Source organism: Reyranella sp. (assembly GCF_052439685.1).
GTDB lineage: Bacteria > Pseudomonadota > Alphaproteobacteria > Reyranellales > Reyranellaceae > Reyranella.
Map to the genome: position 1 here is coordinate 29,775 of NZ_JBQVQG010000007.1, position 12,975 is coordinate 42,749.

Annotated in this window: 15 protein-coding genes and 1 pseudogene; 3 read left to right on the plus strand and 13 right to left on the minus strand. The window is 64.5% G+C overall.

Annotation, left to right across the window (positions count from 1 at the left end; genetic code table 11):
* The 5 genes from ACT6UX_RS11335 to ACT6UX_RS11355 form a co-directional block, all read right to left on the minus strand.
* Window positions 1-364: tripartite tricarboxylate transporter substrate-binding protein (locus tag ACT6UX_RS11335; RefSeq protein WP_444775257.1), on the minus strand; the 364-nt coding region annotated here is incomplete at its 3' end.
* Window positions 365-564: 200 nt separating this feature from the next.
* Window positions 565-1,263, minus strand: coding sequence for an ABC transporter ATP-binding protein (locus ACT6UX_RS11340; protein ID WP_444775258.1), 699 nt, complete (start codon window positions 1,261-1,263; stop codon window positions 565-567).
* Entirely contained in the window at window positions 1,260-3,080 is a 1,821-nt protein-coding gene (locus tag ACT6UX_RS11345; RefSeq protein WP_444775475.1) for a branched-chain amino acid ABC transporter ATP-binding protein/permease, read from the minus strand. Before ACT6UX_RS11345 ends, ACT6UX_RS11340 begins: the two co-directional genes overlap by 4 nt.
* 29 nt (window positions 3,081-3,109) lie before the next feature.
* Window positions 3,110-3,955, minus strand: a complete 846-nt coding sequence (locus ACT6UX_RS11350; protein ID WP_444775476.1) for a branched-chain amino acid ABC transporter permease — start codon at window positions 3,953-3,955, stop codon at window positions 3,110-3,112.
* Between the two features lie 78 nt (window positions 3,956-4,033).
* Window positions 4,034-5,305, minus strand: a complete 1,272-nt coding sequence (locus ACT6UX_RS11355) for a substrate-binding protein (protein ID WP_444775477.1) — start codon at window positions 5,303-5,305, stop codon at window positions 4,034-4,036.
* A 234-nt stretch (window positions 5,306-5,539) separates the two neighbouring features.
* Between ACT6UX_RS11355 and ACT6UX_RS11360 the strand changes: the two genes are divergently transcribed.
* A complete protein-coding gene (locus ACT6UX_RS11360; protein ID WP_444775259.1) occupies window positions 5,540-6,319 on the plus strand; it encodes a Crp/Fnr family transcriptional regulator in 780 nt (259 codons plus the stop codon).
* 167 nt (window positions 6,320-6,486) lie between these two features.
* Here the strand turns inward: ACT6UX_RS11360 and ACT6UX_RS11365 are convergent, their stop codons facing one another.
* Genes ACT6UX_RS11365 through ACT6UX_RS11375 form a run of 3 tightly spaced genes read right to left on the minus strand, consistent with a single transcriptional unit; the run spans window position 6,487 to window position 7,806 of the window.
* Window positions 6,487-6,729, minus strand: a complete 243-nt coding sequence (locus tag ACT6UX_RS11365) for a helix-turn-helix domain-containing protein (RefSeq protein WP_444775260.1) — start codon at window positions 6,727-6,729, stop codon at window positions 6,487-6,489.
* A gap of 18 nt (window positions 6,730-6,747) precedes the next feature.
* A complete protein-coding gene (locus ACT6UX_RS11370; protein WP_444775261.1) occupies window positions 6,748-6,921 on the minus strand; it encodes an MFS transporter small subunit in 174 nt (57 codons plus the stop codon).
* Window positions 6,922-6,939: 18 nt separating this feature from the next.
* On the minus strand, window positions 6,940-7,806 hold the full coding sequence (locus ACT6UX_RS11375) for a LysR family transcriptional regulator (RefSeq protein WP_444775262.1): 867 nt from the start codon (window positions 7,804-7,806) through the stop codon (window positions 6,940-6,942).
* An 87-nt stretch (window positions 7,807-7,893) separates the two neighbouring features.
* Here ACT6UX_RS11375 and ACT6UX_RS11380 point away from each other — a divergent pair, with 87 nt between their 5' ends.
* Both ACT6UX_RS11380 and ACT6UX_RS11385 read left to right on the plus strand, forming a co-directional pair.
* Window positions 7,894-8,349: a DUF6306 domain-containing protein gene (locus tag ACT6UX_RS11380; RefSeq protein WP_444775263.1), complete on the plus strand. Its 456-nt coding sequence runs from the start codon at window positions 7,894-7,896 to the stop codon at window positions 8,347-8,349.
* A 10-nt stretch (window positions 8,350-8,359) separates the two neighbouring features.
* On the plus strand, window positions 8,360-9,046 hold the full coding sequence (locus tag ACT6UX_RS11385; protein WP_444775264.1) for a 5-formyltetrahydrofolate cyclo-ligase: 687 nt from the start codon (window positions 8,360-8,362) through the stop codon (window positions 9,044-9,046).
* Between the two features lie 3 nt (window positions 9,047-9,049).
* Here the strand turns inward: ACT6UX_RS11385 and ACT6UX_RS11390 are convergent, their stop codons facing one another.
* The 5 genes and pseudogenes from ACT6UX_RS11390 to ACT6UX_RS11410 form a co-directional block, all read right to left on the minus strand.
* A complete protein-coding gene (locus tag ACT6UX_RS11390) occupies window positions 9,050-9,451 on the minus strand; it encodes a c-type cytochrome (RefSeq protein ID WP_444775265.1) in 402 nt (133 codons plus the stop codon).
* 25 nt (window positions 9,452-9,476) lie between these two features.
* A pseudogene (locus ACT6UX_RS11395) lies at window positions 9,477-9,734 on the minus strand (ferritin-like domain-containing protein); the annotation flags it as partial.
* A gap of 316 nt (window positions 9,735-10,050) precedes the next feature.
* Window positions 10,051-11,439 carry an OprD family outer membrane porin gene (locus tag ACT6UX_RS11400; protein WP_444775266.1) on the minus strand — a complete coding sequence of 463 codons (1,389 nt, stop codon included), beginning with the start codon at window positions 11,437-11,439 and terminating at the stop codon, window positions 10,051-10,053.
* A gap of 3 nt (window positions 11,440-11,442) precedes the next feature.
* Window positions 11,443-12,765, minus strand: a complete 1,323-nt coding sequence (locus ACT6UX_RS11405) for an alpha/beta fold hydrolase (protein WP_444775267.1) — start codon at window positions 12,763-12,765, stop codon at window positions 11,443-11,445.
* 54 nt (window positions 12,766-12,819) lie between these two features.
* On the minus strand, window positions 12,820-12,972 hold the full coding sequence (locus tag ACT6UX_RS11410; protein WP_444775268.1) for a hypothetical protein: 153 nt from the start codon (window positions 12,970-12,972) through the stop codon (window positions 12,820-12,822).
* Window positions 12,973-12,975 lie beyond the last annotated feature (3 nt).

Sequence of the window (12,975 nt, forward strand, 5' to 3'; positions counted from 1 at the left end):
CCATGACCACGGAGCCGTTCAATAGATCGATCATCATCGGCGGCGAACCGCGGTAGGGGATCACGTTGAATTCAAGCCCTGCCCTGACGCGGAGCAATTCGTGAGCCATGGATTGCGGCGACCCTACGCCGCCACTGCCGATGGGAAGACCCGGACGGGCGCGAGCAGCGGCGACAAAGTCGGCAAGGCTTTGCCATGGAGACGAACCACCAACTGTAAAAAGGTCGTGCGTCATGCTCAACCTTGCGATCGGCTGGAAGTCAGAGGGACGCCAGCCGAGTTCCGTATCGACCAGCGGGTTCACCAGGAGGAAGGTCGCGCTCGCAAGCAAAGTATAACCATCAGGTTTTGCCTTGCTGACCACGGCCGCGCGGCCGTCGCCGGCTGAGATGGCTGCGCCCCAACTCGCTGCAACCCGACGACATGAGAACTGCCATGCAATTCATAAACGGCAAGGAGAGCCTCGTCGTCGACGCGCTCGACGGGCTCTTGCGCAGCAGCGGCGGCGGCAATCTGGCGCGTTTCGATGGCTATCCCGGTATCAAGGTACGGTGTGACCCTGGACTAGACTCCGAGGTGGCGGTGCAGCACTTCCGGCTCTTCCCTCACCTGCCGCACATCGAGGTTCTCGACGATGTGGCCGTTGTTGATGATATAGACGCGGTCGGCCAGTGTCATGGCGGCGGAGATGTTTTGCTCAACAATTAGGATGGTCTGTCCCGTGTCGGCCAGCAAGCGACAGGTCGCCAACAGGTCGTGCACCAGGATTGGGGCCAAGCCTTCGAACGGTTCGTCCAGGAGCACGATCTTCGGGTCGCGGATCAAGGCACGGCCGATTGCCAACATCTGCTGCTCGCCGCCCGAGAGATCGGTGCCGCGGCTGGTGCGCCTCTCCTTGAGCCGCGGAAACATCTCGTAGATGCGATCCAGCGGCCAGCGGCCCGGCGCCGTCAGGCCGGCAAGGATCAGGTTCTCCTCGACATTGAGGCTGCCAAAGATGCGCCGATCCTCGTGGACCAGCTGCATGCCGGCCTGGGCGATCGCGTGGCTCTTGCGGCCGGCCACGTCGACGCCGTCGAACATCACCCTTCCGGTGCGCGGCTGGACGATGCCCATCAGACTCTTCAGCGTCGTGCTCTTGCCGGCGCCGTTGCGGCCGAGCAATGCCACGACCTCGTTGCGCTCCACACGCAGGGCGACATCGAAGAGGATATGGGAATCCCCGTAGTACGAATTCAGTCCGTCGACTTCGAGCAGGCTCATCCGTCGAGCACTCCGCCCAGATAGGCTTCACGCACCCGGACGTTGCCCTTGATTTCGTCCGGCGTGCCTTCGGCCAGCACGCGACCTTCCTGGAGGACCGTGATCCATTCCGCCAGCTCGAACAGGGCGTCCATGTCGTGATCGATGACGATCATCGTACGGCCGCGGCTGATCGACTTCAGCAGGCTCACCGTCTCCACCCGTTCGCGCGGGCTCATGCCGGCAAGGGGCTCGTCGAGCAGCAACAGGCGCGGCGAGGTGGCAAGCGCGAGGCCGATCTCGAGCCGGCGCTTCTCGCCGTAGGCTAGCGCCGAGACGATGGTGTCGGCGCGAGCGGTCAGGTCGACCAGGTCGAGCGTGTGATCGACCCGCTCGTGAAGGCCCGGGATGCTGTCGGGATTGCGGAAAAGATCGAGCCGGAACTTGCCGCGCAGTTCGGCCAGGGCGGCAATCGTCAGGTTCTGCCGGACGGTGAGTCGGGAAAACAGCTGGTTGACCTGATAGCTCTTGGTCAGGCCGAGCTGGCACGCGTCGGTCACGCCCTTGCCGGTGATGTCCTGACCTTCGAAAGTAATGGTGCCCGAGGTCGGCGGCACCTCGCAGGTCAGCATCTTGAAGAAGGTGCTCTTTCCCGCGCCGTTCGGCCCGATGATGCCGCGCAATTCGCCCGGCTTCACCGTGAACTCGATGTCGCTGTTGGCGAGCAGGCCGCCGTAGCGCTTGGTCAGGCCCGAGGCCTGCAGGATCGGACCGGTAAAATCGTCGCGTTTGCGATGGCGCGCCGGCATCGGCGTCGCCTTTGCCGCGCCGACGCGACGCGGGCCCTCCGGCTCGGCCTGCTCGGCTTCGACCTCTGCCAAATCCTTGTAGCCGACCAGATGCAGGAGGTCCTTGAAGCCGCCGATCAGCCCGTGGCGCAGGAAGACCACCAGCAGCACGAAGACCACCCCCAGCACCAGCTTCCAGGTGGCGCCAAGCCCCATCGTCTGCTGCAGGAAGTCGCTCAGGAACAGCCAGACCGCGGCGCCGAGCAGCGGGCCGAACAGCGTGCCGACTCCGCCGATCACCGTCTGCATGACGAGCTGACCGGATGTCTCAAAGGTGAACGCATCGGGCGGCATGAAACCCTGGAGTACGCCCAGCAGGCCGCCGGCGAACCCGGCATATGCCGAGGCGATGACGAACGCCGTGAGCTTGTAGAGGGCGACCGAATGGCCGAGGGCGGCCACCCGCAAAGGGTTGTCGCGGATGGCGCTCAGGATGGCGCCAACGGGAGAGCGCACGATCCGCAGGGCAACGACGATGCCGACGAAGTAGCAGGCGGCTAGGAAGCCATACATCGACCAGCCGGTGCCGACTTTCCAGGACAGGCCGAACAGCTCGAAAGCCGGCGACGGCACGCCGGGCAGGCCGTTCTCGCCGCCCGTCCACTCCGACATCGGCGAGTTCTCGATGAAGAAGAACATCTCGGCGATCGCCACCGTGATCATGGCGAAGTAGATGCCGGTGCGCCGGAGCGCGATGATGCCGATCAGCAGACCGACCAGCGTGGCGCCGATGGTGCCGATGAGCAGGGCTAGCGGCACGCTGGTCATGCCGCTGCGGGTCAGCAGGTAGGCGGCGATGAACCCGCCCGTGCCGTAGAACGCCGACTGGCCGAACGACAGCAGGCCGGTGTAGCCGAACAGAATGTCGAAGCCGATCCCGAACATTCCCCAGATCAGGATCTGGTTCACCGTGTTGGGCGAAAAACCGAGATATGGCAGCACGTAGGGCGCGAGGATCAAACCGAGGGCAGTCAGCGCCTCGACCACCATGGGACGCGGATGGCGCGTACGCAGCGGGCTCAATCGCGGCTCCGCGGACCAAATAGACCGCGCGGCCGCACCAGCAGGACCAGCGTCATTGCCGCGAACAGCATGACATAGGAATAGCCCGGGTTGATCATCGAGGTGATGCTGAGGATCTGGCCCGCGATCAGGCCCCCCAGAATGGCTCCCGGAAAGGAACCGACTCCACCGATCACCACGACGACAAACGTCTGCACCAGGATCGCCTCACCCATATCAGGGCTCAAAGACACGACCGGCGCGTTCACGATTCCGGCAAAACCTGCCGCCATCGCGCCGATGCCGAACACCACCATGAAGATGCGGAACACGTTGATGCCCAGCGAATCGACCATGACGGCGTCCTCGATGCCGGCGCGGACGATCATGCCCAGTCGCGTGCGATAGAGAACGACGTAGAGCGCGCCCAACGCCAGGGCGACGATCCCGACCACGGCCAGACGGTAGGTCGGATAAAGCATGAAGCCGAGCTGCGTGACGCCCTGCCCCCAGGCTGGCGGCGGCACCGACTTGGACAGGCTGCCGAACAGGAAGCGCACCAGTTCGACAAGGCAGATCGCCAGCCCGAACGTAACCAGCATCTGGTCCTCCGGCGGGCGATCGTAGAAATGCCGGATGATCAGGCGCTCGATCGCCACGCCCAGGATCATGACGAAGAGCGCTCCGCCCAGGATGGCCAGCGGGAACGATCCCGTCCCCTCGAAGACGAGGTAGCCGGCATAGCCGCCGACCATGAACATCGCGCCATGGGCGAGGTTGAGTACACCCAGCGTACCATAGATGATCGTCAGGCCGGAGCTGATGAGCGCAAGAAGCGCCCCCAGCACCAGCCCGTTGAACATCTGAGAGACGAGGTTACCCCACGTGAACAACGCGCGCCTCGCCTACCCTGCACACGACTTGCAATCTCCCGGCAGCGATCAGGTGGACGGCCCGAGATTGCATCCGAAGGCATCCGGCTTCTGCATCAGCGGCTCGCCGGGCAGGACGTCGACGACATCCCAGAAGTCTTCCTTGCCCTTCATGTCGGCCGCCTTCTTGCCGCGGACGATGATGACGGGACGGACGAGCTGGTGATCCTCCGGACGGAAGTAGACCTCGCCGACCGTCGATTGCAGCTTCTGGCCACTCTCGTAGGCCTTGATGACCGCCGGCGGATAGAAGGTGCCGGCCGTCTCGACGAAGTTCGCCCAGAAGGCAAACTGCAGGTAGCAGGCGTTGGCGCCCCATTCGGGCTTGTAGCCGTACTTCTTCTCGAAGGCTTCGACGAACATCTTGGCCAGCGGGAACTTGTCCTGCAGCGTCCACCAGAAATCGGTGGCGGCATAGACGCCTTCCATCAGGTTGCCGCCGACCTCAGGCGCGAGGAAGGGAACCTGGTAGGGCACGACCAGCTTCTGCTTCGCCAGAACGCCGAACTGCTTGGCCTGCTGGATCGACAGGACGGCGTCGCGACCCCAGTTGATGTTGAGGAAGACGTCTGCGCCTGAATTGGCGATGTTGAGCAGGAACGAACTGAAGTCGGGCGCTCCGAGTGGAGAGACTTGGTTGGTCACCGTCGTCCAGCCACCGTTCTTGTTCAGGTATTCCGACATCGATTTCTGGACGGTGTGCCCGTAGGTGTAGTCCGGCGTCAGATACGCGGCCTTCTTGCCCTTGCCGAAGGTCTTGAGCAGGACGGGGCCAAGGCCGTTCGCCGCCGTTTCGCCGTAGAAGCACTCGCGGAAACCGTAGCGGACGCAGTCCTTGCCCGTCGTGTCGTTGGAGCCGGAGATGCCGACCGCGTAGAGCACCTTCTCGCGCTGCGCGAGCTTGTTCAGCGCCACGGCCACCGCGCTCGACGTGCCGCCGGTCATCAGCACGGCCTTGTTCTCGCTGATGAAGCGGGAAATATTCTGCACCGCGTTGTTCGGCTTGGCGCCGTCGTCGGCAACGCCGAACTTCACTTCCTTGCCCAGCACGCCCTTGGTCGTCTTGGGCGAAATCGCCTTGATCAGCGGATGGCCGCTGTTGATGTGCTCGATCGCCAGCTCGTAGCCCTTGAGCTCGTCCTCGCCCTGCACGGCATAAGGGCCGGTGCGCGGCACGGAGATGCCGATGAACACCGAATTGCCCTGCGACCCGGCGGGCCAGGTGCCGAGCGGCGGCTCGTCCTTGGCCCAGGCGCTCGGGAAGAAGCTGGCGGAGGTCAGGCCCGCCGACGAAAGCGCACCAACGCCTGCACCGGCAACGGCGGCTTGGCGAAGGAAATTGCGGCGCGAGGCCAACGGCTCACCCGCCGACGACTTGGTAGTTTTCACATGATCCTCCCGGAGATTGTTTATTTCTTGCGGGGAAACATGCCCTCCTTTGGTAGGGGTCGCTTTAACGAGTCTTTATGATTCAAAGTAATGTTCCAACGTGCGGAGTTACCGAGGGGCTGGAACATGACTAGGGTGGCTCGCAAGATTTCGAGCGGCAGATGGGACAGTCCCATCGTTGCCCGGCTCAGGCAGTTCGTCGATCTCGGCACGGCCGATCTCGATGCGCTGCGCGCGTTGATCGAAGGCGAGCTGAACGTCGGGCGGCGGCGCGATCTCGTCGTCGAAGGTTACGAATACAGCAAGCTCAGCTTCGTGAAGGAAGGCTTCGCCGCCCGCTACAAGCTGCTGCGCAACGGCAAGCGCCAGATCATCAACGTCGTCGTTCCCGGCGACGTCATCGGCCTTCCCGGCAGCTTTCTCGACCAGGCCACCTTCTCGGTGATCGCGCTCACCGACATAAAGCTCGAGGTCTGTTCGCTCGATGGGTTCTTTGTCGCGTGCCATCGCCAACCCAAGTTCGGCCTCATCCTAACCTGGCTCGCCGTCCAGGAGGCGATGAGCTACGCCGATCGCATCGTCGACATCGGTCGCCGCACGCCGGCCGAACGGCTCGCCCACTTCCTGCTCGAGATCCATGGGCGCCTGGCCCTCGTGGGGTGCGCGACGGAGGCCAGCTTCGACCTGCCGATTTCGCAGGAGGTGATAAGCGACGCGCTCGGCCTCAGCGTTCCGCACCTTAATCGCATGCTCGCCAAGCTGCGCGGCGAAGGACTGATCGCCATTGCCGACCGCCGCATCCAGTTCATCGACAAGAAAGCGCTGCACCTGCTTGCGCATTTCCAGCCGGCCCGGCTCGCCCGCATTCCGGCGGCCCTGCCAATCAAGCACGGGCTGATCGCCTAACGGGTTGAACAAGGCCCGGTACTTGCCTCACCTGTGTCGGCGATGTGGCAAGCCCGGGGATCTGATCCAAGAGCCACGCGGTCGCTCGCAGCGCGACTAATTAAGCAAATGTCTGATTCACTTGTTCGATGAAGCTAACGGCATGACGCGCGATCGGCGGGGCGTGGCTATCCCAGCAGCATCATTGTCCTGACCAGCCGAAAGACTGTGGCCTTGTGCATGCCTACCAGCCTGCTGAGATCGGCCAGCCTGAGGCCGGCCGGGTGTCCGGCCAGGACCTCCAGGACGGAAAAGGCTCGCACTACCGATTGGATGGGCACCTTATCAGCCGACAAGAATGCAGGTTGTCGTGCCTGGCGGCGCGTGGGCTTCGCGGCCCGGCTCGAGGGTTCAATCGACGCGACACTCATGTCAGCCCCCACCCGACCCTAATTGAAGAGCACGAAGGCGCTCTTCAGCGTGATCCACACGCCCCAGGTGATGGGAATGCCGACGACCAGCCACGCCAGGATCGAGGTGGCGTTGAGCTGCCACCGGCCGATGCCCATCGACCCGTGCGGCACGACGAGGGCGGCCTGGATGCGGGCCTGCAGGGCGGCCACCTCCGCCTCCGACAATGACTATCCTGGTGCTTTTTCCATGTCGGCCGCTCGCCGGATTGACACGAGCGCGGGTCCGGTGATGCTCGGATCGGAATCCGCTGGATAGACGACATAGACCGGAATCGTGAACTCCGGCCCACCGGGCGCAAGGTGAAGTTTCCCGTCCTCCAAATGAGGGCGCACGAGGCGGAACGGGAAGTAGCCCGAGCCGCCATTCTCCAGCACATGCTGCAGGCCGAGCCAGCCAATGCCCGCGGTCAGGGCCGAACCGAAGAATTCCGGGAAGCTCGTGCTGTGCCTTGCCAGGAACTCCGGCCCCCAGTCGATATAGACATAGTTGCCGTCGAGCTCGGCCCGTCGCTTCTTACGTGTCGAGACAAGGATGAGTCTGTCGTTGAACAGGAACTCGACCTTGAGGCCGGGTCTGCTCTCCGGGGTATACATGACGGCGATGTGGAGCCGTCCCTCGACGAGACCTTCCATCAGGTCGGCCTCGACGCCGATCTCGGCCCGCACGGACAGATCGGCGGCCTTGGCCAGCAGTTCGGGCAGTTGCCTGATCAGGAACTGCTCCCACAGGCCCATGCGGGCGCCGATGGTGATGGCGGCTCGGAAGCCCTTGGCGGTGCCGACGTCGTGACGTGCCTGTTCGACCGTGCGCACGAGCGTTGAGGCATGTTTCTGGAAATGCCGTCCGGCTGCCGTGAGCGTCGTGCCGCCCTTGTTGCGCACGAACAGGCGGCAGCCCAGCAGGGTTTCCAGCGTGCGGATGCGGGTGCTGACCGTCGACTGCGTGACGTGAAGCCGCTCGGCCGCGCTGACAAAATTGCCGGCGGCGACGACTGCGAGGAAGGTGCGGGCCTGTTCTGTGTCCACGGAATCCATTTTAAATCGCCGTAATCGATATTATCAGCCCATTTTCTTCGTTTTCCAAATACTTGGAAACTCCTTATCTTCGCGCCAGGAGTGAAAATGACCGACATCGCAGAGGCGGATATCAGCCCTCACGAAGACAGCCCGATCGGAACGGCAGAGCTGATCGACTTCCTGAACGAGTTACTCGAAGCGGAGCGAGCCGGCGCGAAGGTGGCGCTTGAGAGCGGCCGTGAGACGCGTGACGTCGCCCTCGTCGAATTACTGAGGGGCATCTACGAGGACGAGGCGCGCTGGTGCGCCATGTTGCTGCGGCAGATCAGAGTTTTAGGCGGTGTCGTGTCGCCTCGCATCGGCGCGTTCCATGCCAAGGCGATGGCCATAGAAAACCTGAAGGACCGTCTCGTCTTCCTCAATCGTGGACAGGGATGGGTCGTGCGCAAACTGCGCGAGTTGACCCCCCGGGTACCCGACCCGGCGCTCCATGCCGACCTCGCACACATGCTGTCGTCGCATGTAGCGAACATCACGCTCGCCAACTCGGCGATCGCCTGAGTGGTGAGCCATGCCAGAAGGCGCGAACGACAACGAGGACCTTCCGCAGGACTACAGCTCGCCGCCCTGCATGATGCATCTCGTCGATCCTGTGTCGGGACGCATCGACAGCGATGGCGATCTCCGCCAGCAGCAGGACCTCAAGCGTTGGCGTACTGCCGAACGGACGCGGCTGATCACCCTCAGGTTGGCAATACCGGTCGATGAGAGACGGCGCCTGTCGCAGAAGATCGCCCGTGCGCTCGACCGGATCCTGGGCGACCTGTCGGGCAAGATCGTCGGCGTCTACCTGCCATTCCGTGGGGAGCCCGATCTCCGATCATGGATCGAGGGCTTGGCGGTACGCGGGGCGATTGCGGCCCTGCCTGTCGTGGTCGCGCCGCGGTCGCCACTTGTGTTCCGGGCCTGGCGGCGGGGCGAGCCGCTCCACCCGGGCGTCTGGAACATTCCGGTGCCCGTCGGTGGCGCAACGGTGACGCCGGATATCGTGATCTCGCCTGTCGTCGGCTACGACGAGGCCTGCTATCGCTTGGGCCATGGCGGCGGTTTCTACGACCGCACGCTCGCCGCCCTGCCGCAGCGTCCACGCATTCTCGGGGTCGGCTATCGGCGGTTGGCCGTGCGCACGATCTATCCACAAAATTACGATGTCCCGATGGACATGATCGTCACGGAGTCGGGGGCCTTGACCCGATGAGCGTCAGGGACACTTCGCCAGGTCTCGAGTGGCGTGCTTGAGATAGGCGATGAGGTCAGTGCGCTCCTGCTCGTTCTTAACGCCGGCATACGCCATCTTCGTGCCGGGCACGGTCTTGAGCGGATTCTCGAGGAAGCGATCGAGCGTCGGTTCATCCCAGACGATGCCGGTCGCCTTCATGGCTTTCGAATAGTCGAAGCCCGGAAGGCTGCCGGCCGCGCGGCCGAACAGGCCGCAATGACGCGGCCCGCTCCTGTTGTACTCCAGCGAGTGGCACGCGAGGCATCGCTGGTAGATCTGCGCGCCTTTGGCGACGTCGCCATCCGCCGCCTGGCCGGGTGACGTTGCGGCCGTGAGGGAGGTGACGGCCATAAAGCCGACGGCGACGGCAGGCAGATATCTCATGGTGATGCTCTCGACGGGCGTTCGGTCAGGACACGAAGGCCGACGGTACCGGCGGCTGGCCGAGCGCGTTTCGCAGCACCGCCCAATGCATTGCCTCGTCGCCCAGGATGGAGGCGGCCACCTTGGCGAGATCGCGATCGGTCAGGATGGGAATGGCGCCGAGATAGGCGCTCACCGCGCCCTTCTCGAGTTCGGCGGCGAAGCCCAGCACGTCGGCCTGGTTCTTCAGCCTCTCGACCGGGAAGCTATAGGCACTCTTGGCCGCGACCGGCGTGCTGCTCCTACAAACCGCCGCAGTTGCCCGCGCTCACCTGGAATCAGAGAACAATTTCAATGACATGCGCGTTAGCTTTTTTATCCCAGCTGGCCCGCCAGATCAATCCACTAACCCATTGATAAGATTGTTCCTTTCCACACGCGTGGGCCGGCGCGTCACGGTTGCGCCTGGAAGCGGGCTCGCTGCTCGTGAGGGCGCATTGGCGGATGACCAGGCCGAGGGCCAGGCACACACGCTATGCCGCAGGTCGCCGCATCGATGGATCACGTCATTCGCAACGACCTGGACAGATTCGTCTCTCTCACCCCAGCAGGTGACCGGCCTAAAAGACCCGGACACGGTAATTCAGGATCGCCCGCACCTCGTTGCTGCGCGTGTACGACGATCCCTGCCAGGTCTGGGCCACGCCGTAGTCGAACCGGAACCACAGGCCCGGCAGCATCACCTGGGGACGCCAGTCGACGGTGACGTCCCACTCCGACTCGACCAGCGGCCCGCCGGGCGCGGCCGTGGTCCAGCCGTCGAAGAACTGGAGCTGGACCGTCACGCCGGGCAGCCCGACATGTCTCAGGTTCACCGTGCCGCCGAGCAGGAGGGCACCCTCGCCCGCACGCTGGTAATCGAGCACCAGCCCGTCGGTGTAGAAGGGATTGTTGCTCCACGGGTTCTGCATCGCCGCGCCGCCGCCGACCTGTGAAAAGGCGGCGGTGACCATGACCGGGTCCGCCCCGACCTGCAGTCGCACGCCCAGCTGGCCGGTGGAGAAGTACGACCCGGTCAGCAGATTCGCCCCGGTCGCACGCTGGTCGGCGGCCTGGATCGACAGCATGGCCTCGACTGCCGGCCAGGCCTCGGCGCCGTAGGAGCCCTCGGCGTACAGGATGTTGAGGATGTCCCGGGTGTAGTACTCGAAGGCGCCGATCGAGGCCGGCCCCCAGGTCAGCACGGCACCGCCGGCAACGGTGCCGCGGTCGACCGGCGCGCCGGCCGCCTGGGCCATCGACATGAAGGTGTCGGAGTCGCGCTGCTTGATGGTCGCAAGGTAGCCGCCACCGTACCGGACCGACAGGTCCCGCCCCTTGTCCTCCTGGCTGCCCGTCAGCATGTAGCCGTAGAAGGTGTTTGGAACCATCCGGTTGTCCTGGCGCCCGACATAGGGCGTGCTCCAGGTGTAGCGGCCGGCGGTCACCGTGTGATCCAATGGCAGGTCGACCTTGCCGTAGAGTTCGCCGACGACCGCGAAGCCGCTCTGGTTCGGCAGCAGCAGCCCGGTGTTGCCGTACGCCTCCGGCGCGTAGAGCGGCAGCGAGGTGTAGAGCGTTACACCGCCGTGCAATCGCTCGAACAGCTTGCCGCTCTCCCACGACAGCGAACCGCCGGCGGCCCATGCTTCCGTGACCGCCGCGGGCTGCGTGCCGGTCGTCACCTTGTCGCGGTAGTACGTGCGAAGGTCGGCCTTCAGGGTCGAATCGCGGAAGAACGCCGGAACGGTCTCCGGCAAGGTCTCGCGCCGTCGATCGAACAGTGTCGCCTCGCCCCATGTCGGCAGGGCGAAGCTGCGCTCGATCGTCGTCAGGCTCTGCCGCGGATGGACGGTCAGCGGCTCCGACTGGTTGATGCCCTGGGCGAGGAGCGATCCCGGCGCCAGCACCAACCAGAGCAGGAGGAGAAGCCGCCCGCAGGTGGGGGCGGCTCCTTGCCTTTGTGTCACCGGCTACGGCAGGACGTTCTCCGCCGCGCAGCCGTTACCGGCCGGTTTGCCAGCGAAGCGGTCCTTGATCCATGGCAGGTAGAACGGCACCGATGCCGAGGGCGTCGAGAAGTGCGTCTGGTCACCCGGCAGCTGGACGCGCGCCACGTTGCCGCCGGCCGCGCAGACCCGCTGGCGATAGACCTCGCCCTGGATCGGCGGCATGGCGGTATCCTTGTTGCCCCAGAAGATGGCAACGGGAGCGGCCGGCTTGATGTCCACACGCCCGCTTGCCTCGACGATCGCCTGCGCCCAGGCGAAGCTGTTGCTGAACTTCGGCCGTATCAGTGACTTGTAGGTGTTTCCGTAAGTGTAGGTGAACGTGTCCGAAGAGACATGGACGCACTTGTTGCTGAAGATCTCGTCGATCGCCTTGGCGCCCTCTTCCGTGAACAGGTCCGTGAGCTTCAGCTTATCTGGAAACGCCGCCTGCGTGCCCCAGATGTTCATGGCGAAGTGGGTGAATTCGAAGACGTCCGCTCCGAAGGCGGCCGCGAAGTCGGCGATCATCTTGTCGGCGCCGGCTTCATCCAGCTTCGCCGGGGCGTACATCGCGAGGTAGGCCGGCGCCATCGCCACGAAGCCCTTGATCTCGATGCCGTCGTAAGCCGTGCCGGTCCGCGCGATGTAGTCGGTCTGGCCCGCCGCGGCGACCGTCGAGGCACCGCCCTGCGACCATCCATAGATCATGGCCTTCTTGCCGGCGCCGGTCTCCTTCAGGCTGCCCGCCGCGCGGATGGCGTTGATGGCGTCCCGGCCGTTGCTCATCCCGACCGCGTACTGGTGCCTGCCGCCGCTGCCCAGGCCCTGGTAGTCGGTGCCAACGACCACGTAGCCCTCCTTGATGAACTGCTCGAGGCTGGGAAGCCCGTAGTCGGTCCACGAGTTGCCGCCGACCAGGAAGTACAGGTTGAGCGGGCGTGCCGGGTTCTCAACCTGTGAGGGGCCACAGTTCGCCGCCGTGCCCGTGGTGCCATGCGACCACGACATGATCGGCCGGCCCCCGGCCGGTGCCGGGCCGGCGGGCGCCACCACCAGCGCCGTGGAGATCGTCGGGCGGTCGGCAATGTCCGAGGAGATGTAGGCGATGCGCCATGCCTGTGCGCCGGCGACCGGCGTCGCGACCGGCTCCTGTTTGATCACCTGGCCCAGCTTGCCCTCCGCCTTCATCGCGGCGACGGCCTGGTAAAAGGGCGGAACGGCTGGTTGAGCGCCAGCACCACCGGGCAGCGAGACGACAAGGCCCAGCAAGGCGCCGAGCGCGCTCGATTTCTTCCAGTACTTCATTGGCTTCTCCTTGGATTCCTGGCGAGTTTGCCTGCCGACCGGGCAAGCGAAGGATCATTTCAGCTTCGACGTCGTGTCGACGATGGGCCGCCCCGGAGACGTGTCGAGTCGGTGGTCGTAGTGCAGGTTCTTCAGATCGCGGGCCATCGTCATCTGCGTGTAGTCCGAGGTGCCGGCCTTACCGTCCGGGGACCGCGCAACGCCCACGCG

Coding starts and splice junctions, on each gene's coding strand:
- ACT6UX_RS11340 (WP_444775258.1), bottom strand. CDS start 1,263: ATGAGCCTGCTCGAAGTCGACGGACTGAATTCGTACTACGGGGATTCC.
- ACT6UX_RS11345 (WP_444775475.1), bottom strand. CDS start 3,080: ATGGTGGTCGAGGCGCTGACTGCCCTCGGTTTGATCCTCGCGCCCTAC.
- ACT6UX_RS11350 (WP_444775476.1), bottom strand. CDS start 3,955: ATGTTCAACGGGCTGGTGCTGGGGGCGCTTCTTGCGCTCATCAGCTCC.
- ACT6UX_RS11360 (WP_444775259.1), top strand. CDS start 5,540: ATGACTAGGGTGGCTCGCAAGATTTCGAGCGGCAGATGGGACAGTCCC.
- ACT6UX_RS11365 (WP_444775260.1), bottom strand. CDS start 6,729: ATGAGTGTCGCGTCGATTGAACCCTCGAGCCGGGCCGCGAAGCCCACG.
- ACT6UX_RS11375 (WP_444775262.1), bottom strand. CDS start 7,806: ATGGATTCCGTGGACACAGAACAGGCCCGCACCTTCCTCGCAGTCGTC.
- ACT6UX_RS11380 (WP_444775263.1), top strand. CDS start 7,894: ATGACCGACATCGCAGAGGCGGATATCAGCCCTCACGAAGACAGCCCG.
- ACT6UX_RS11385 (WP_444775264.1), top strand. CDS start 8,360: ATGCCAGAAGGCGCGAACGACAACGAGGACCTTCCGCAGGACTACAGC.
- ACT6UX_RS11390 (WP_444775265.1), bottom strand. CDS start 9,451: ATGAGATATCTGCCTGCCGTCGCCGTCGGCTTTATGGCCGTCACCTCC.
- ACT6UX_RS11405 (WP_444775267.1), bottom strand. CDS start 12,765: ATGAAGTACTGGAAGAAATCGAGCGCGCTCGGCGCCTTGCTGGGCCTT.